Source organism: Kitasatospora sp. A2-31, from assembly GCF_022288725.1.
Classification (GTDB): Bacteria; Actinomycetota; Actinomycetes; order Streptomycetales; family Streptomycetaceae; genus Kitasatospora.
In genome coordinates, this window is record NZ_JAKNTA010000006.1 from 31,724 (window position 1) to 49,141 (window position 17,418).

Here is a 17,418-nt window from a genome sequence, read left to right on the forward strand (position 1 = left end):
AGAGCACCGAGCACGACCACGGAGCGCACCATGGCAGCCACCCCACCGGCCGAGCCGAACCGCCCGTCACCCAACACCGTGATGCGCGCGCTGCGCGGCGACCGCTCACCGGGCGAGTTCGCCATGGCCGTGCGCCGGGCCGCCCGCGAGATCGGCGAGCACGTGTCCTGCGACGCCCGCTACGTCGGGCGGGTCGAGGCGGGCGAGATCCGCTGCCCCAACTACGCGTACGAGCGGGTCTTCCGGCACATGTGGCCGGACCGGTCGCTGACCGACCTCGGTTTCTCCCCCCGCACCGCCGTCCGCCGGCGCCCGGCGGACGGCACCGGAGCCGGAGCCGGAGCACCCGCGTCCCACCCCGCGTTCCCGCCCGTGCCCGCCCCCCGATCCCCGCTCTCCACCCAACTCCCGTACGCTGCCTCGCCGTACGCGGAAGCGCCCCCGCCGGACGGGCCCCGGCTGCCGAGGCCCGCGGCGCCGCCCGGGGGGACCGCCGGACCGCACCATTTCGACGAGGAGAACGACGACGTGCGTCGCCGTACGTTGCTGGCCGGCGGCTCCGCCGCGCTGGCCGCCGTGATCGGCCTCGACCGCCCGGTCGAGGCCGCCGCCACCCGCCCGGCCCCGGGCGCGGGCGCCGCCACGAGGGCGGCGGGCGGCTTCATCCCGGCCCAAGCGGGGCCCGGCGCGGGCCGGTTCGGCCCCCGGCCGGCGCTGTTCGAGCCCGGCGCCGCCTTCGTCCCCGGGCGACCGGGGCCGGTCCCGCCGCCGCGCAGGGTCGGCCCGGCCGAGGTGCTCGGCGTCGAGCAGGCCGTCCGGGACATCCGGCTGGCGGACGACGCGCACGGGGCCGACGCCCTGTTCGAGCGGGCCGGGCAGTCGCTGCGCACCGCGTACCTGCTGCTCAACGACGGCGAGTACGGCCCGGAGACCGAGCGCCGGCTCCAGGCCGGGGCCGGTGAACTGGCCATCTCGGTGGGATGGTTGGCGCACGACTCGAACCGGCTGGCGGAGGCCCGCTCGCTCTACGCCGAGGCGCTGGCGACCGCCCGGATGGCGGGCGACGCCGCCCTGGAGGCGCACGTCTTCTGCAACAGCGCCTTCCTGGCCCGGGACGCCGGCCGGCCGCGCGAGGCGCTGCGCGCCGCCCAGGCCGGGCAGGCCGCCGCCCGCGGCCTCGACTCCGACCGGTTGCTCGCCCTGCTGGCGATGCGCGAGGCCGGCGGCTGGGCGTTGCTGCAGGACCGCGCCGCCTGCGAACGGGCACTGTCCCGCGCGTACACGCTGTTCGACCGCGGCCCCTCCGAGGCCGACCCGGAGTGGATGTCCTTCTTCGGCGAGGCGGAGATCGCCGGGCTGCAGTCCCAGTGCTGGTCGGCCCTCGGCGACTGGGACCGGGCGAGCGAGCAGGCCGGGCTGGCCATAGCGCTCCAGGAGCCGCACTTCGTCCGCAACCGGGTCCTGTACACCGCCGAGTTGGCGCACGACCGGCTCGGCCGGGGGGACCTGGCCGGTGCGGCCCACCACGGCGAAGCCGCCGTCGCGCTGTTCGGCGAGGTCCGCTCGGCCCGGATCCGCAGCATGCTGGCGGACACCGCCGAGCGGCTGCGCGTGCACCGGAACGTCCCGGAGGTCGGCCGTTTCCTGGTCCAGTACGACCTGGCGGCCGCGGCCTGAGCCGGCGGCCGCCCGGAGTCGCGCGCACCCGCCGTCCCTCCCGGCGGACCCGCCGTCGGGGAGGGCGGGGCGGGTCAGTGCTTCAGGCCCTCCAGGTGGCTGAGGTCGTTCCAGACCTCCACCGCCGGGGCGCCGTACTCCCAGGAGAGCACGCAGAGCGCGGCCGTCCCGAGCTTGAAGCGCTGGGCGAACTCCGGCGGCAGGCCGAGCCAGCGGGCGGTGAGGATGCGCAGCAGGTGGCCGTGGGCGAAGAGCACCACGTCGCGGTCGGCGCAGTGCATCACGGTGGTGTCGGCCTCGGGCACACCGTGCTCGTCGTTGAGCTCGGCGAGGAAGGCGTCCACCCGGGCGGCCACGTCGGACAGCTTCTCGCCGCCGGGGACGCCGTCCCGCCAGATCAGCCAGCCCGGGTGGTCGGTGGCGCGGATGTCGGCGCCGGTCCGGCCCTCGTACTGGCCGTAGTCCCACTCCAGCAGCTCGGGACGGTCCACGGCGCGGTCGCCGAAACCAGCCAGGGCGCAGGTCTCCCTGGCGCGGTCCAGCGGGCTGGTGAGGACGACGGCGTCCGGCAGGCCGTTCCAGGGCGCCTTGGCCAGCCGGGCGCCGAGCGCCCGGGCCATCGCGCGGCCCTCCCCGGTCAGCGGGATGTCGGTTCGGCCGGTGTGGCGGCCGGTGGCCGACCACTCGGTCTCACCGTGGCGGACGAGAACGATTCGGGCGGGCATGGGGGGCTCCTCGCGGCGGGGCGGTGGCAACGGGCGGTCTCACCATTGAGCACCGGTACTCCATGATCCCCCACGCGCCGACCGGCCACGATTCCGGGACCCGGCCCCGGCGCCCCGCCGCGGAGCGCACCCCGGAACGGCCCGGAACCGGCGCGAAGGCCACGGGACGGACCCATTCCCGCGGCCGCCCGCGGGCGCCCGGCGAGGGGCACGCGCGCCCGGCCCGCCGTCGGATGCCCGCGGATGCCCGGCGAGGGGCACGCGCGCCCGGCCCGCCGTCGGATGCCCGGGGATGCCCGGAGATCGCCGCGAATCGCCGGGCCGGACCGGATTGTCGGACCCGGATGCGACACTGGGCCGCACCATGAACGTCTCGACGAACGTCCCGTCCAGCGGGCACTCTGAGCCGCTCGCCCAACGGCTCGCCGAGCTGCGCGGTCCGGCGCCGCAGCGCAGCCTGAACGCCCGCGCCCTCGCAGCGCTCGCCGCCAATCCGGGCTGCCACCGCCGCGCCGTGCTCGACGCCGCCGGCGTCGACAAGTCCGCCCTGGCCGCCCGGCTCGGCCGCCCCGCCCCGTTCGGGCAGTCTCCCTTCGCCATCGCACGCGGCGTGATCTTCGAGTCCCGGCTGAAGGAGGACGGCTACGCGGCGCTGCTGGAGCCGCTCCGGCGCCACCTCGGCCTCCCGGAGGAGGGCGGCTCCCGGCTGATCGTCCCCGATCTGCTGCGCCGCTCCGGCCCCGCCGTCCGGGCCGAGCGGACGGCGGCCGCGCTGGCCGAGGCCGCCGCCGACCCGTCGGCCTGGACGCTGCTGGACCACCCGCTGCTGCGGCTCACCGTGGCCGGCAGCACCGCGTACCTGGAGCCGGACGCCGTGGTGGTGCACGGCGGGCGGTGCACGGTGGTCGAGATCAAGTCCTTCCCGGTGCTGGACGGCAGCGCGGACCCGGCCAAGGTCGGCGCCGCCGCCCGCCAGGCCGCTGTCTACGTCCTGGCGCTGCAGGAGACGGCGGCCGCGCTGGCCGGCCGGGAGGTCGATCCGGACCCCTACACCGAGCAGCGGCTGCCGGGCAGTCCGTGGCCGAGCGTGCTGCTGGTCTGCCCCAAGGACTTCAGCAACCGGCCGACGGCGGTGCCGGTGGACGTCCGCCGGGAGCTGGCCACCACCCGCCGGCAGCTGAGCCGGATGACCGGCATCGGCCGGCTGCTGGAGTCGCTGCCGCCCGGAACCGGCTTCGACCTCGCGGCCGACGAGGACGGCACGCCCGCCCGGTCCACCGAGGAGCTGACCAGCTCCGTCGCCTCGGTGCCCGCCGCGTACAGCCCGGACTGCCTCTCCTCGTGCGAGCTGGGCTTCCACTGCCGCGCCCAGGCCCGGTGCGACGACCGGGTGGAGCAGCTCGGCCGTGGTGTGCGCGGCGAGCTGGGCAGCATCAGGACGGTGACGGCGGCGCTCGCCGCGGCCGGGTCCGCCGGTGCCGCCCGCCCCGCCCCCGGCGGCGACACCCCGGGCGGCGACACCCCGGGCGGCGACACCCCCGGCGGCGACACCCCGGGCGGCGACGGTGCCGACGCCGACACCTGGGCCGATGCCGACGAGGCCGCCGCCCGGCTGGCGTACGCCGCCGCGCTCCGCGCCGAGGCGCTGGGCCGCACCCCCGCGGCGGCCGTTCCCCCGGCCGCCGTTCCCCCGGCCGCCGTTCCCCCGGCCGCCGTTCCCCCGGCAGCGGCCGCCCCCGCGGCCGGGCCCGTCACGGCGGCGGTCGGCGCCGGGGCCGCCGTATGAGCCTGCTCGGCACCCTCGCCCGGCTGGAGGCCGTCCGCAGCGGCCGCGCGGAACCGCTGGCCACCGTCCGGCACCGCCACCTCTCCGACCGCCCGATGGTGCTCGTCCCGCTGACCGCGGCGGGCGAGGCGGGTGCGCCGCTGGCCGTCATGCTCGGCACCGACCGCTCCGCGCCCCGCCTGCACGTCGTCCCGCAGCCGCTCAACCGCACGCTCCGCTTCGACTTCCTGGCCGAGCTGGCCGCCGACCTGCTGCCGTACCTGGAGTCCTTCGGCGACGAGGTGGAGCAGATCGAGGGCTCCGAGAAGGATCCGGAGACCGGCGAGAAGACCCCGGTCCTGCGCGAGCTCTGCGCCGACGCGCCCCAGCTGATCGTGCCGAACAGCGGGGGCGTGCACCACCTCGCGCTCATCGGCCGCTCCACCAGGTTCCGCCGCACGGTCGAGGACGACGAGCCGGGCCCGTACCCGGCGCCGGCCCGGGTGCCGCTGCTCGGCCGCTGGCTGACCCACCTCACCGACCGGGCGCAGGTCCCCGGGTCCAGCATGCTGCTGCCGATGACCGGGCTGCTCGCCCGGCACTGGGCGACCGGGCAGAGCCACCTGGAGGACCAGCACCTGGCCGCCCGGCTGGCCTGGCACGCGCCGCCGCCCGGCCTCTCCGGTGCCGAGGCCGCCGAGCTCGCCGAGTCCGCCCGGGACGACCGCGGTCAACTGCTCCACCCGCCGGCCGGCCCGGCCACCGATCCGCGCTTCGACGAGCTGGTGCTCGGCCCGGCGATCACCCGCTACGACGCCGCCGTGGCGACCCTGCAGCAGCACGCCGACCGGCCGGACTCCGCCCCCGCCGCACAGGCCCGGGCGGCCGTCCGGACCGCCGTCGACCTGCTCCGCGCCGAGCTGGCGGAGGTCCTGCTGCCGACCTGGCACGACGTCTGGACCGGCCTGGACTTGCTGCGCACCCTGCCGCCCGCCGGACACCTGACGGAGCGCTGGACCGGCGACCGCTGGTCCTACACCGGCCACCGGGACCGGCTGGCCGCCGGCGAGCCGCCGCAGCCCCGGCAGGACGACGCCGTGACGGCGGCCCGGAAGCTGGCGCAGCGGGAGCGCGAGCAGGCCCGGCTGGACGTCCAGGAGGCGCTGGACGACCCGCTGGCGATGGCCGAGCACCGGCTGGCCGGCGAGGCGTTCGCGGGCGTGGTGACGGAGGTGGTGCCGGACTACGACACTTCGGGCCGCTCGCCCAAGCCGCGGCCGCTGGTGACGCTCCGCACCGCCGACCGGCCGCACGCCGACCTCGGGCGGGAGGCCCACCGGGTCTGGCGGTCCCCCCGACCGGACGGGGGAAGCCCGACCGCGCAGAAGGCGGTGATCGCGGGCGTCGACGCGGCCGCGGGCACCATCACGCTGCGGATGCTCTCCGGCATGGGGCGGAAGAAGGAGCCGGAGCCGGGCAGCCTGCCCGAGCCGGGCGAGACGGTCACCTTCACCCTGTTCGAGTTGACGGTCCGCCAGTCCGCCCCGCTGCCGGAGCCGGACGACACCCCGTGGACGCACGGCGGGCCGCCCGGCACCGGGACGCCGGCCGCCGCGCCGGCGGCGGGCCCGGCCGTCACCGCGTCGGCAGTGTTCGAGGAATGGGAGTGATCCGGCCAGTGAGCAGCGAACAGGGCCCCGGCGCCGCCGCGGCCCCGTCCCCGACCCCAAGCCCGTCCCCCGCGCAGGTCCCCTCCCCCGGCGCGGCCGCCGACGCCGCGGTGGCCCGCATCCTGGAGGCCACCGTCCGTCCGGCCCCCGGGGCGCCGCGCGGCGTGGTGGTGGACTCCCCGCCGGGGGCCGGCAAGTCGACGCTGGTGGTGCGCGCCGCCCGGGAGCTGGTCGAGTCCGGCGAGCGGCTGATGATCGTCGCCCAGACCAACGGACAGGTGGACGACCTGGTCGACCGGCTCGCCGAGAAGGCGCCGGAGTTGACGATCGGCCGGCTGCACGCCGCCGACTCCCGGCCTGGGCCCGAGGTGCTGCGGCACGCCAACGTCACGCCCTCGGACAAGGTCGCGGACCTCGCCGAGCTGGACGTGGTGATCTCGACCGCGGCGAAGTGGCAGTGGGTGAGGGCCGAGGCGCCGTGGCGGCACGCGATCGTCGACGAGGCGTACCAGATGCGCTCGGACGCGCTGCTCGCGGTGGCCCGGCTCTTCGAGCGCGCCCTGTTCGTCGGGGACCCGGGCCAGCTGGACCCGTTCACCGTGGTCGGCACCGAGCAGTGGGCCGGGCTGTCGTACGACCCGTCCAGCAGTGCGGTGGTGACGCTCCTCGCGCACAACCCGCAGATCCGGCCGCACCGGCTGCCGGTCTCCTGGCGGCTGCCGGCCAGCGCGGCACCGCTGATCTCGGACGCGTTCTACCCGTTCACGCCGTTCCGCTCCGGCACCGGCCCGGGGGAGCGGCGGCTCACCGCCTCGGTGCGGCCGGACGGCTCGGCGCTGGACGCGGCGATCGACCGGGCGGCCGACCACGGCTGGGCGCTGCTGGAGCTGCCGCCCCGGCACACCGTCCGGACCGATCCGCAGGCCGTGGCCGCGGTGGCCGCCACCGTCCGCCGTCTGCTGGAGCGCGGGCTGACGGCCCACTCCGAGCAGGGGTCGGCGCCGATCACCCCGGGGCGGATCGCGGTCGGCACCGCCCACCGGGACCAGGCGGCGGCCGTCCGGGCCGCGCTGGTCAGGGCCGGGGTGCCGGTCGATCCGAGTGCCGGAGCGGCCGTGACGGTGGACACCGCCAACCGGCTGCAGGGGCGGGAGTACGACGTCACGGTGGTGCTGCACCCGCTCTCCGGGCGGCCGGACGCGACCGCCTTCCACCTGGAGACGGGCCGGCTCTGCGTACTCGCCTCCCGGCACCGGCACGCCTGCATCGTGGTGGCCCGGGCGGGGATCGCCGAGCTGTTGGACGAACACCCGTCCACCGAGCCGGTCCAGTTGGGCGTCTCGGTCGCGTTCCCGGACGGCTGGGAGGCCAACCACCAGGTGCTGCAGCACCTCTCCGGGCACCGCGTCCGGCTGGGGTGACGCGTGCGGACCCGGCGCCGGCGGCTGCACGGCGCGCCACCGCCCGTCACCACGTGTCACGTCGGGCGGCGGCGCGGACGCCGTGGGCCGGGTTCGGCGAGCGGGGTACGCCCCGGGCGTACCCGGCGGGAATAGCGCCCCGATGCGCACCGTTCCGTTACCGGCCGCCCCCGCGAGACAATGGACGACGGCCACGACCGGGCGGCGGCGGCCCCTGGAGCCGTCGTCCGCCCCCACCGACCACCTGGAGGTGTCCGTCCATGCCCGACTCCCACGCCCAGGCGTCCGACCCGAGCGGTTCGACCGCGCCGGCCGGGGCGGGTGCAGGCGCCGGCGAGGCGCCCGCCCCGCGCCGGCGTCCCGCGCAGCTGCTGTTCGAGCCGCAGGCCGCCGAGCCGGAGCCGGAACGCTTCTTCGACCTGGAGTCGATCGAGGACCCGGCGGAGTTGCTGCGCCGTTCCACCGAGTTGGCCCTGGCCTTCCGCGCGGCGGCCGAACGGGCGACCGACTTCCAGGCGGTCGCGGCCGCGCAGCTGGCGGACACCCGCCGCTTCGACGCGCTCTCGGAGACCGAGATCGCGGAGCGGGCGGACTGGACCGCGGACTACGCGGTCAAGATGATCGAGTACGGCCGCGGGCTGCTCCAGCCGCGCCGCCACGACGACTGACCACCCCTCGTCCGGCCCCCTGCCCACCGGCGGCAGGCCTCGCCACTGGCATATGCGCGCTTGGCATATGCGCGGGGCAGGGTACGCCGTTCCCCCGCGCGCTGTCCGGCAAACCGCGCTTTCCCTCCCCGCCTCGCCCCGGACCCCGCAGGCTGCTGTCCGTGGACATCTGGACGTATCAGTCGGTGGAGTACGTCACCGTGGCCGGTGAGGCCTGGCTCGCCTCCGCCAGCGAGTACCCGCGCAGCATGCGCGCCCTGTGGGAGTCCCGCCCGTGGGCGCCCTCGGTGCTGCCCTGCGGGCGCGCCTTCGACGTGATCAGCATGCCGGCGCTGTTCGGCCGCCGGGTGCTGGACGAGCTGTGGACCTCCGGGCCCGGCTGCGGGCCGGTCGCGGTCTACCGGGGGCGCACCCTGTTGTTCGTCCAGCCCGGAACGGCGCCCCGGCTGCGCCGGCTGCTGGCCTGGGAGGAATGGGCCCGGGACGTCCCGCCACTGCTCTGCCACGGCCTGGGCGACGCGGTGACCGTCCCGCCGGTCCAGCGGATGGTGAACAGCCCGGACTCCCCCGGTCTGGGCTCCGGCCGGTGGATCGTGGCACCGGAGGAGCGGGACCCCTGGCTTCCGGGCGCCTCGGTGGTGCTCTGGGCCTGCGTCCGGGCCGCCCGCGAGCCGGCCGACCGGGCCGAGCCGGTGGCCGTGCCGTCCTGCTGAGCCGGACCGCGGACCCCGCCCGGGCCCGACCGGAAGCCGACCGGGACCGGCGCCGCGGAGCCCCGGGTATTCGATTTTGGCTGCGCCCCGGGCCACTGCTAGAGTCTTCTCTGTCAGCAGGCGCCGCTAGCTCAGTTGGTTAGAGCAGCTGACTCTTAATCAGCGGGTCCGGGGTTCGAGTCCCTGGCGGCGCACAGACAGCCGGAAGGCCCTTCGCGAGAGCGAAGGGCCTTCCGGCGTTCCCGGGCACCTCGTGCGGCACGTCGCACGGCACCTCGTACGGCACCTCGCACTGCAGCGGGCACGACCCGGGACCGACCGGGGCACGGCCCGCGGGAACCGCTCCGAGAGCGCCGGGGCGGGCCGCCGCCGGAGCGGACGGCCCGCGCCGGACGGACTCAGCGCCCGCGCAGCGCCCGGTACCGGGCGACCAGCTCCGCCGTGGAGCTGTCCAGCGCGTCGGCGCCCTCGCCGGTCAGCAGCACCGGCTCGATCCGCTTGGCGAGCACCTTGCCGAGCTCGACGCCCCACTGGTCGAAGGAGTCGATGTTCCAGATCGCACCCTGGACGAACACCTTGTGCTCGTACAGCGCGACCAGCTGGCCGAGCACCGACGGGGTCAGCTCGGCGGCCAGGATGGTGGTGGTCGGGTGGTTGCCCCGGAAGGTCTTGTGCGGCACCAGCTCGGCCGGCACGCCCTCCGCGGCGACCTCCTCCGGCGTCTTGCCGAACGCCAGCGCCTGGGTCTGGGCGAAGAAGTTGGCGAGCAGCAGGTCGTGCTGGGCGACCAGGACGGGCGGCAGGTCGGCGACCGGCTGGGCGAAGCCGATGAAGTCGGCCGGGACGACCTTGGTGCCCTGGTGCAGCAGCTGGTAGTAGGCGTGCTGGCCGTTGGTGCCCGGGGTGCCCCAGACCACCGGACCGGTCTGCCAGGTCACCGGGGTGCCGTCACGGGTCACCGACTTGCCGTTGGACTCCATGTCCAGCTGCTGGAGGTAGGCGGTGAACTTCGACAGGTAGTGCGAGTACGGCAGCACCGCGTGCGCCTGGGCGTCGAAGAACGCGCCGTACCAGACCCCGAGCAGGCCGAGCAGGAGCGGGACGTTCTGCTCCGGGGGCGCGGTGCGGAAGTGCTCGTCCACCAGGTGGAAGCCGTCCAGCATCTCGCGGAAGGCGTCCGGACCGATGGCGATCATCAGCGAGAGGCCGATCGCCGAGTCGTAGGAGTAGCGGCCGCCCACCCAGTCCCAGAACTCGAACATGTTGGCGGTGTCGATGCCGAAGTCGGCGACGCCCTCGGCGTTGGTGGAGAGCGCCACGAAGTGCTTGGCGACCGCCTCGTTGCCGGCGCCGAGGCCGCCGAGCAGCCAGTCACGGGCGGAGACCGCGTTGGTGATGGTCTCGATCGTGGTGAAGGTCTTGGAGGCGACGATGAACAGCGTCTCGGCCGGGTCGAGGTCGCGGACGGCCTCGTGCAGGTCGGCGCCGTCCACGTTGGAGACGAAGCGGACGTCGAGGTCGCGGGCGGTGTAGGAGCGCAGCACCTCGTAGGCCATGGCGGGACCGAGGTCGGAGCCGCCGATGCCGATGTTGACGACGGCGCGGATCCGCTTGCCCGTGTGGCCGCGCCACTCGCCGCCGCGTACCTGCTCGGCGAAGGCCGCCATCTTGTCGAGGACCGCGTGGACGGCCGGCACGACGTTCTCGCCGTCCACCTCGATCACGGCGCCGCGGGGGGCGCGCAGCGCGGTGTGCAGGACGGCGCGGTGCTCGGTGTTGTTGATCTTCTCGCCGCGGAACATGGCGTCCCGCAGCTCGGCCACGCCGGTGGCCGCGGCGAGCTCGCGCAGCAGGGCCAGGGTCTCGTCCGTGACCAGCTGCTTGGAGTAGTCCACGTGCAGGTCGCCGACCTGGAGGGCGTAGCGCCGGCCGCGCTCCGGGTCGGCGGCGAACAGCTCGCGCAGGTGCGTGTCGCCCAGCTCCTCCCGGTGCTTGCCGAGCGCGGCCCACTGCGGGGTGCGGTCCAGCGGGGTACGGGCGTCGGCACGGGTCTCCGACATCGGTGGCTCCTCGATTCATCTGGGTGCAGATACCGGCAGGGCCAGGCGGTGAGGGTTTCGCGAGGTCGAGCGGGTACTGGTGGTGCGCCGACTCCTTTGACGGCCTGCCCGGAGCCAGCCTATGCAACGTCGGGACCACCCGCGCACATTCCGTTCGCGGACGCTCCGTCGGCGGCGGCCGGAGCCCCGGGCCGACGGCGCGTCACTTCCGCTCGGAGCGCAGGTCGAGCCCCCGCAGCACCTGGTCGACCAGCTCGGGGTCGGCGCCGACCTCGCTGCGGGCGGCCAGCATCTCGCGCCGGGAGGCGGCGATCATCTCCTGCTCGACGCTCTGCGCGGCCCGCCACTGGCTGAGCCGCTGCTTGGCCTCGGCCGCCTCCTCCTCGGCGTACTTCTCCGGGCAGAGGCGGGCCAGCCGGTCGTGCTGACGGTCCCGCAGCCGGTCGGCCACCTCTGCGGGCAGCCGGTCCAGCTCCTCCAGTTCGCCCAGCCGCTCCAGCCCGGCCTTGGCGGCCCGCCACCAGAGCTGGCGGACGGCCTGCTCGTGCCGGTCGTGGTCGATGTCCAGGTGGAGCCGCTTGGCCAGCCAGGGCAGGGTCAGGCCCTGGACCAGCAGGGTGAACAGGACGACGCTGAAGGCGATGAAGACCAGCCGGCCGCGTTCCGGGAAGGCCTCGCCGGAGTCCAGGGTGAGCGGGACGGCCAGGGCCAGCGCGACGGTGGCCACCCCGCGCATCCCCGACCACCAGAGCACCACGCTCTCCTGCCAGCTGATCGGGGTGTCCTCCTCGTCCCCCGAGCGCAGCCTCCTGGAGACCCAGCCCGCCGGGAGCAGCCAGAGCAGCCGGACCAGGACCACGACCCCGATGACCACCGCCGCGTCGCCGATCATGGCGGTCCAGCCGTTGCCCGCCTCCTTGAGGACGGTGGCCAGCTCCAGCCCGATCAGGCCGAAGGCCACACCGGTGATCAGGATCTCGACGATCTCCCAGAAGGCGTTGCCGACCAGCCGGTACGAGACGGCGTCGGCGTCGGCGGCCCGCTCGGCGAGGTAGAGCCCGCAGACCACCACGGCCAGCACCCCGGAGCCGTGGATCTCCTCGGCCAGGCTGTACGCGGCGAACGGGACCAGCAGGTTGAGCGCGACCTGCTGGGTCGGGTCCTCCAGGTAGGAGGCGATCCTGGCGTTGGCCCAGCCGAGCGCGACGCCGATGACGACGGCGAGGACGGCCGAGAGCACGAAGCGCAGCACGGCGTTCTCGGCCGTGAAGTCGCCGCCGACCACCGCCTCGATGGCCAGTGAGTAGATCACGATCGCGGTGACGTCGTTGAACAGGCCCTCGCTCTCCAGGATCGCCACCAGCCGGCGGGGCAGGCCGACGCTGCCGGCCACCGCGACGGCGGCGACCGGGTCGGGGGGCGAGACCAGCGCGCCGACCGCGACGGCCGCCGCGATCGGCAGCGCCGGCAGCAGCCAGTGCACGGCCCCGGCGACCGCCGCGGTGGTGACCACCACCAGGGCGACCGCGAGCAGCAGGATCGAGCGGATGTTGGCCCGGAAGTAGCGGACCGAGGAGCGCCGTGCGACGGCGAAGATCAGCGGCGGCAGGACCAGCGGCAGGATCAGATCGGGGTCGAGGGCGATGTCCGGGATCTGCGGGACGAGCGCCATGACGATGCCGAGCAGGGTCATCAGCACGGGCTGCGGCACGCCGGTCCGCCGGGCGAGCGGCATGGTCACCACGGAGGCGAGCAGCACCAGGAAGAGCAGGGGCAGCTGGCCCACGGGAGGTTCCTCTCGGCGGCGGGCGGTCCGGGGCGGCCCGCCGGACGGGCCGCGGCCCGGGGACGGACCGGGGCGGCCGGAGCACACGGCGCCGGCCGCCGTTCAGGATAAATCTGACAATGCGCCCGACTGCCGCAACGCGCCGGGCGGTGCTTGACCTCAAGCGCGCTTTAAGTCTGATCATCGAAAGGAGCGATCAGCAGCCCGGCAGACAGGCAGGAAGTCGATGAAGGCAGTCACCGTCCCCCGGTTCGGCGGCCCCGAGGTGCTGCGGGTGGCCGAGGTGCCGACCCCCGCCGCCGGGCCGGGCGAGGTGCGGGTCCGGGTCCGCGCGGCCGGGGTGCAGCCCGCCGACCTCGCCGTCCGGGAGGGCTGGAGCCCGCCGGGCACCCGGCTGGAGCCGCCGGTGGTCCCGGGCAACGAGTTCGCCGGAGTGGTCGACCAGCTCGGGGCGGGCAGCTTCGGCTGGGAGGTCGGCGACGAGGTGCTGGGCTTCCGCCTGCTCGACAGCCACGCCGAGTACGTCACGGTGGACGGCGCCCAGCTGGTCGCCAAGCCGGCCGCGATGCCGTGGGAGCAGGCGGGCGCACTCTCCGCCTCCGGTCAGACCGCGCACACCGCCCTGACCGAGCTGAAGGTGCGCCGCGGCGACACCGTCCTGGTGCACGGCGCCTCCGGCGGGGTCGGCACGGCCGCCGTCCAGCTGGCCCGCGCCTGGGGCGCCACGGTGATCGGCACCGCGAGCGAGCGCAACCACGACTACCTGCGGGAGCTGGGCGCGGCCCCGGTCGCCTACGGCGAGGGGCTGGTCGAGCGGGTGCGGGCGGTGGCGCCGCAGGGCGTGGACGCCGCCTTCGACGCGGCCGGACGCGGTGCGCTGGAGGCGTCCGTCGAGCTGGTGGCCGACCGGGAGCGGATCGGCACCGTCACGGACCACGCCACCGCCGCGCGGCTCGGCCTGCGGCAGCTGCGGGCGCAGCGGTCGGCGGCCCGGCTGGCCGAGCTGGTGGAGCTCTGGGAGGCGGGCGGGCTGCGGGTGGAGATCGCCGCGGCCTTCCCGCTGGAGCGGGCCGCGGACGCCCACCGGACGGTCGGCACCGGACACGTCCGGGGCAAGGTCGTGCTCACGCCCTGAGCGGGCCGGCCGGGCCGATTGTGTGTTTCCGCTGCTGACCGGGTAATGTTCTCCACGTCAGCAGGCGCCGCTAGCTCAGTTGGTTAGAGCAGCTGACTCTTAATCAGCGGGTCCGGGGTTCGAGTCCCTGGCGGCGCACAGACAGCCGGAAGGCCCTTCGCGAGAGCGGAGGGCCTTCCGACATTCCCGAACACCTCCGGCCCGGTGGCCCGGTGGCCCGGTGGCCCCGCGGCCCGGCGGCCGCGCGGGGCGGCACACCCCGGGGCGCGGGGCGGCGCAGGCTCCGGCGACGTCAGTGCGGGATGGCGGCGATCAGCTCGGACGCCCCCTGCCGCTTCAGGGCCAGGGCCGTCGCGGTGCCGAGGTCCTCCGGGGTGAGCGAGCCGGCCCACTCGTGGGCGTCCAGGACCTGCTTGCCGTCCGGGGAGAACACCCGGCCGCGCAGCGAGAGCCGGCCGTCCGGCTCGGCCTTGGCATAGCCGGCGATCGGCGAGTTGCAGTGGCCCTGGAGGACGTGCAGGAACATCCGCTCGGCGCTCGCCTCGCGCCAGGTGGGGTGGTCGCCGAGACCGGCGACCGCCTCGATGGTGGCGGCGTCGTCCTCCCGGCACTGCAGGGCGAGGATGCCGGCGCCGATCGGCGGGCACATCGTCTCCGGCGGGAGGATCTCGCTGATCCGGTCCGGCTCGCCGATCCGCTCCAGCCCGGACACCGCGAGCAGCAGGGCGTCCGCCGCACCGGCGGCAAGCTTCGCCAGCCGGCTGTTGGCGTTGCCGCGCATCGGGACGCACTCCAGGTGCGGGTGGGAGGCGGCGAGCTGGGCCCGGCGGCGGACCGAGGAGGTGCCGATCCGGGCGCCGGGCGGCAGCTCGTCCAGGGTCAGGCCGCCGGGGTGGACGAGGGCGTCGCGGATGTCGTCGCGGTGCAGGTAGGCGGCGAAGACGGTGCCGGCGGGCAGCGGGCGGTCAGCCGGCACGTCCTTGAGGCAGTGCACCGCGAGGTCCGCCTCGCCGGCCAGCAGCACCGCGTCGACCTCCTTGGTGAAGGCGCCCTTGCCGCCGAGCCGCGCGAGGTCGCCCATCCAGCGGTCCCCGGAGGTGGTCACCGGGACCACCTCGGTCCGCACCTGCGGGTGCAGGGCGGCCAGCTCGGCGCGGACCCGTTCGACCTGGGCCAGGGCCATCGGCGAGGAGCGGGAGACGATGCGGATCAACTCTGCGGTTGCCATGACCGGATGATAGACCGTCAGACGCCGCGCTCCCGCGCTGCCCGGATCGTGGGCGGCCGCGCCGCCGCGGCGGCTATGCTCGGAACGCACACTGGTGTCAGGGCCGTACGCGACCGGCGATGAGGTGGGCCACATGCAGATCGGGGAGCTCGCGGAGCGGACCGGAACGTCCCGGCGGCTGTTGCGCTACTACGAGGAGCAGGGCCTGATCTTCTCCGAGCGCTGTGCCAACGGCTACCGCACGTACGACGAGTCCTCGGTCGACCGGGTGCTGCAGATCCGGGGCCTGCTCGACGCCGGGCTGCCGACCAGGATCATCAAGCAGATCCTGCCCTGCCTGAGCAAGCCCCGGACCATCCACTTCGCGGACGCCACCCCGGAGATGCTCGCCACGCTGGAGCACGAGCTCACCAGCATGACGCGACGGATCCAGTGCCTCACCCGCAACCGGGACGCCATCGCGGAGTACCTGGCGGCGGTGCGCGTCGGGGCGTGAGCCCCGCCGGGTGCCGGGGGCCTGCCCGGGGCCAGGCCCCCCGGACACACCCGACACCCGGCGGAGCGGTCCTCGGCGGATCGGTCGGCGGCGCAGCGGTCGACGGCGCAGCGGTTGACGGCGCAGCGGTCGACGGCGCAGCGGCCTGCGCTGCAGCGGTCGGCGGCGGATCGGTCGGCGGCGGATCGGTCAGCGGCGGAAGTAGCCGTCGAAGTTCCGGGAGAACTCCCGCCCGCCGAACTGGTCCCAGTTGATCGACCAGGTCATCAGCCCGCGCAGGTCGGGCTGGGCGCCGGCCTTCGGCACGTAGCTGCCGCAGTTGGCCAGCCTGGTCAGGCAGTCCAGCGCCTTGTCGACCTCGGCCGGGGCGACGTAGCCGTTGCCCGCGTTGGTGGTGGCCGGCATGCCGATGGCGACCTTGCCGGCGGGCAGCGGCGGGAACACGTTGGCGGTGTTGCCCGCCACCGGGAAGCCCTTGAGCAGCATGTCGGTCATCGCGACGTGGAAGTCCGCCCCGCCCATCGAGTGGTACTGGTTGTCCAGGCCCATGACGGAGCCGGAGTTGTAGTCCTGGACGTGCAGCAGGGTGAGGTCGTCGCGCAGCGCGTGGATCACCGGCAGGTAGGCGCCGGCCCGCGGGTCCTGACCGCCCCAGGGGCCGGAACCGTAGTACTGGTAGCCGAGTTGGACGAAGAAGGTCTCCGGCGCCATGGTGAGGACGAAACCGGGACCGTACCTGGCCTTGAGCGTCCTGAGCGCGGAGATCAGGTTGACCACGACCGCGCTGGTCGGGTTCTTGAAGTCGGTGTCGCCGGTCTGCAGGGACAGCGAGTGGCCCTCGAAGTCGATGTCGAGCCCGTCCAGGCCCCACTTGTCGATGATCGCCGAGACCGAGCCGACGAAGGCGTCGCGCGCGGCCGCGGTGGTGAGCTGGACCTGGCCGTTCTGGCCGCCGATCGAGATCAGGACCTTCTTGCCCTTGGCGCGCTTGGCGGCGATCGCGGCCTTGAAGTCGGCGTCGGACTCCACGGTCGGGCACTCGGTGGCCGGGCAGCGGTTGAAGCGGATGTCGCCGGAGGTGGCGGAGGTCGGCTCGCCGAAGGAGAGGTTGACGAAGTCCCAGGAGTCCGGGACGTCGGCCATCCGGGTGTAGCCGGCGCCGTTGGCGAAGCTGGCGTGCAGGTAGCCGACCAGGGCGTGGCCACCGGACGGCGGCGCGGTGGGGGTCGCGGTCGGCGTGGCCGTCGCCGTCGGCGTGGCCGTCGGAGTGGTGGTGGCCGTCGCGGTCGCGGTGGGCGAGGCGGTCGCGGTGGGCGAGGCGGTCGGCGACGGCGCGCCCGGGCCGTCCAGCGAGAGGTCGTCCGCGTAGTAGGTGCCCTGGCCGTACCAGCCGTGGGTGTAGACGGTGACGCTGGTCTGGGTGGCGCCCGTGGTGAAGCTGACGCTGAGCTTCTGGTAGGCGCCCCCGGTGCCCGGCGTCCACGTGGAGGCGCCACCGGTCACCCCGAGGTAGACGTAGGAGCCCTTCACCCACCCGCTGAGCGTGTAGGTGGTGCCGGGGGCGACCGCCACGGTCTGCGTGCACTGGGCGTTGTCGCTCGCCGAGGCCGCTCCGGCGAGGGCGTGACCACCGCCGTGGGCCTGGCCGGTGACCACGCTGCCGGCGCCGCCGCAGCTCCAGGGGTTCAGGGCGCCGCTCTCGAAGCCGCCGTTGACCAGGAACTCCCCGGCCGAGGCGGCGGGCGCCAGTCCGAGGGTCAGGCCGACCATCGTGGCGGCGGCGACGGCCGAGGCGGTCCCGGCGGCGACCAGGGTGCGGGGGCTGCGCCGGAGGCGAGCGGGCGGGGCGCCGGCGGCCGGGGCGCCGGGTGCGGGGGTTCTGCGCATGCGGGGGCTCCTGCGGAAGCGCGGATCGTGGGGGGGACGTCCGAGGGCACGCCGGAGGTACGCGCCAGTGGGGGTTCGGCCCGACCGCGCACCCTTGTTGGACTAGACCACTGAAGTGGATCCGTCGGTGCGGTGTCAATGGTCCGGACCGGCCCCGGCCGGGAGCCGACGGCGTCCGGTTGCCGGG

Annotated in this window: 13 protein-coding genes and 2 tRNA genes; 10 read left to right on the forward strand and 5 right to left on the reverse strand. The window is 75.3% G+C overall.

All coding sequences use genetic code 11. The annotated features are described in order from the left end of the window. Nucleotides 1-30: 30 nt before the first annotated feature. The gene (locus tag MCM47_RS18130; protein ID WP_238862697.1) at nt 31-1,677 is read left to right on the forward strand and encodes a tetratricopeptide repeat protein; all 1,647 of its coding nucleotides are present in this window, start codon (nt 31-33) and stop codon (nt 1,675-1,677) included. 74 nt (nt 1,678-1,751) lie between these two features. Here MCM47_RS18130 and MCM47_RS18135 read toward each other — a convergent pair whose 3' ends face one another. Then, complete coding sequence (locus MCM47_RS18135) at nt 1,752-2,402, reverse strand: histidine phosphatase family protein (protein ID WP_238862698.1); 651 nt, start codon at nt 2,400-2,402, stop codon at nt 1,752-1,754. 364 nt (nt 2,403-2,766) lie between these two features. Here MCM47_RS18135 and MCM47_RS18140 point away from each other — a divergent pair, with 364 nt between their 5' ends. From MCM47_RS18140 to MCM47_RS18165, 6 genes are all read left to right on the forward strand, one after another. After that, the gene (locus MCM47_RS18140; RefSeq protein ID WP_238862699.1) at nt 2,767-4,188 is read left to right on the forward strand and encodes a hypothetical protein; all 1,422 of its coding nucleotides are present in this window, start codon (nt 2,767-2,769) and stop codon (nt 4,186-4,188) included. After that, a complete protein-coding gene (locus tag MCM47_RS18145; RefSeq protein ID WP_238862700.1) occupies nt 4,185-5,837 on the forward strand; it encodes a hypothetical protein in 1,653 nt (550 codons plus the stop codon). The genes MCM47_RS18140 and MCM47_RS18145 overlap by 4 nt, the downstream gene beginning before the upstream one ends. After that, nucleotides 5,828-7,258 (forward strand): AAA family ATPase, encoded by a 1,431-nt coding sequence (locus MCM47_RS18150; RefSeq protein WP_374209158.1) that lies wholly within the window; start codon nt 5,828-5,830, stop codon nt 7,256-7,258. The genes MCM47_RS18145 and MCM47_RS18150 overlap by 10 nt, the downstream gene beginning before the upstream one ends. Before the next feature lie 260 nt (nt 7,259-7,518). Continuing rightward, a complete protein-coding gene (locus MCM47_RS18155) occupies nt 7,519-7,926 on the forward strand; it encodes a hypothetical protein (RefSeq protein WP_238862701.1) in 408 nt (135 codons plus the stop codon). Between the two features lie 161 nt (nt 7,927-8,087). Further along, a complete protein-coding gene (locus MCM47_RS18160; RefSeq protein WP_238862702.1) occupies nt 8,088-8,639 on the forward strand; it encodes a bifunctional DNA primase/polymerase in 552 nt (183 codons plus the stop codon). A 120-nt stretch (nt 8,640-8,759) separates the two neighbouring features. Next, nucleotides 8,760-8,833: transfer RNA gene (locus MCM47_RS18165), tRNA-Lys, on the forward strand. A gap of 204 nt (nt 8,834-9,037) precedes the next feature. Here the strand turns inward: MCM47_RS18165 and pgi are convergent. Both pgi and MCM47_RS18175 read right to left on the reverse strand, forming a co-directional pair. Next, nucleotides 9,038-10,699, reverse strand: coding sequence for a glucose-6-phosphate isomerase (gene pgi, locus MCM47_RS18170; protein ID WP_238862703.1), 1,662 nt, complete (start codon nt 10,697-10,699; stop codon nt 9,038-9,040). Between the two features lie 202 nt (nt 10,700-10,901). Next, entirely contained in the window at nt 10,902-12,485 is a 1,584-nt protein-coding gene (locus MCM47_RS18175) for a Na+/H+ antiporter (RefSeq protein WP_238862704.1), read from the reverse strand. A gap of 226 nt (nt 12,486-12,711) precedes the next feature. Between MCM47_RS18175 and MCM47_RS18180 the strand changes: the two genes are divergently transcribed. Both MCM47_RS18180 and MCM47_RS18185 read left to right on the forward strand, forming a co-directional pair. After that, nucleotides 12,712-13,620, forward strand: coding sequence for an NADP-dependent oxidoreductase (locus MCM47_RS18180; RefSeq protein ID WP_238862705.1), 909 nt, complete (start codon nt 12,712-12,714; stop codon nt 13,618-13,620). 64 nt (nt 13,621-13,684) lie between these two features. Continuing rightward, nucleotides 13,685-13,758: transfer RNA gene (locus MCM47_RS18185), tRNA-Lys, on the forward strand. Nucleotides 13,759-13,912: 154 nt separating this feature from the next. Here MCM47_RS18185 and hemC read toward each other — a convergent pair. Next, on the reverse strand, nt 13,913-14,848 hold the full coding sequence (gene hemC / locus MCM47_RS18190; protein WP_238862706.1) for a hydroxymethylbilane synthase: 936 nt from the start codon (nt 14,846-14,848) through the stop codon (nt 13,913-13,915). A gap of 133 nt (nt 14,849-14,981) precedes the next feature. On the opposite strand from hemC, the gene MCM47_RS18195 reads away from it, so the two are divergent. Continuing rightward, nucleotides 14,982-15,344: a MerR family transcriptional regulator gene (locus MCM47_RS18195; protein WP_238862707.1), complete on the forward strand. Its 363-nt coding sequence runs from the start codon at nt 14,982-14,984 to the stop codon at nt 15,342-15,344. Between the two features lie 189 nt (nt 15,345-15,533). Here the strand turns inward: MCM47_RS18195 and MCM47_RS18200 are convergent, their stop codons facing one another. Then, on the reverse strand, nt 15,534-17,231 hold the full coding sequence (locus MCM47_RS18200; RefSeq protein WP_374209159.1) for a chitinase: 1,698 nt from the start codon (nt 17,229-17,231) through the stop codon (nt 15,534-15,536). Nucleotides 17,232-17,418 lie beyond the last annotated feature (187 nt).

What these genes read in the sequence shown, in the direction of transcription:
- MCM47_RS18200 (WP_374209159.1), bottom strand. Translation starts at nt 17,231, where the DNA reads ATGCGCAGAACCCCCGCACCCGGCGCCCCGGCCGCCGGCGCCCCGCCC.
- MCM47_RS18150 (WP_374209158.1), top strand. Translation starts at nt 5,828, where the DNA reads ATGGGAGTGATCCGGCCAGTGAGCAGCGAACAGGGCCCCGGCGCCGCC.
- MCM47_RS18145 (WP_238862700.1), top strand. Translation starts at nt 4,185, where the DNA reads ATGAGCCTGCTCGGCACCCTCGCCCGGCTGGAGGCCGTCCGCAGCGGC.
- MCM47_RS18195 (WP_238862707.1), top strand. Translation starts at nt 14,982, where the DNA reads ATGCAGATCGGGGAGCTCGCGGAGCGGACCGGAACGTCCCGGCGGCTG.
- MCM47_RS18155 (WP_238862701.1), top strand. Translation starts at nt 7,519, where the DNA reads ATGCCCGACTCCCACGCCCAGGCGTCCGACCCGAGCGGTTCGACCGCG.
- MCM47_RS18180 (WP_238862705.1), top strand. Translation starts at nt 12,712, where the DNA reads ATGAAGGCAGTCACCGTCCCCCGGTTCGGCGGCCCCGAGGTGCTGCGG.
- MCM47_RS18140 (WP_238862699.1), top strand. Translation starts at nt 2,767, where the DNA reads ATGAACGTCTCGACGAACGTCCCGTCCAGCGGGCACTCTGAGCCGCTC.
- MCM47_RS18130 (WP_238862697.1), top strand. Translation starts at nt 31, where the DNA reads ATGGCAGCCACCCCACCGGCCGAGCCGAACCGCCCGTCACCCAACACC.
- pgi (WP_238862703.1), bottom strand. Translation starts at nt 10,699, where the DNA reads ATGTCGGAGACCCGTGCCGACGCCCGTACCCCGCTGGACCGCACCCCG.
- MCM47_RS18135 (WP_238862698.1), bottom strand. Translation starts at nt 2,402, where the DNA reads ATGCCCGCCCGAATCGTTCTCGTCCGCCACGGTGAGACCGAGTGGTCG.
- hemC (WP_238862706.1), bottom strand. Translation starts at nt 14,848, where the DNA reads ATGGCAACCGCAGAGTTGATCCGCATCGTCTCCCGCTCCTCGCCGATG.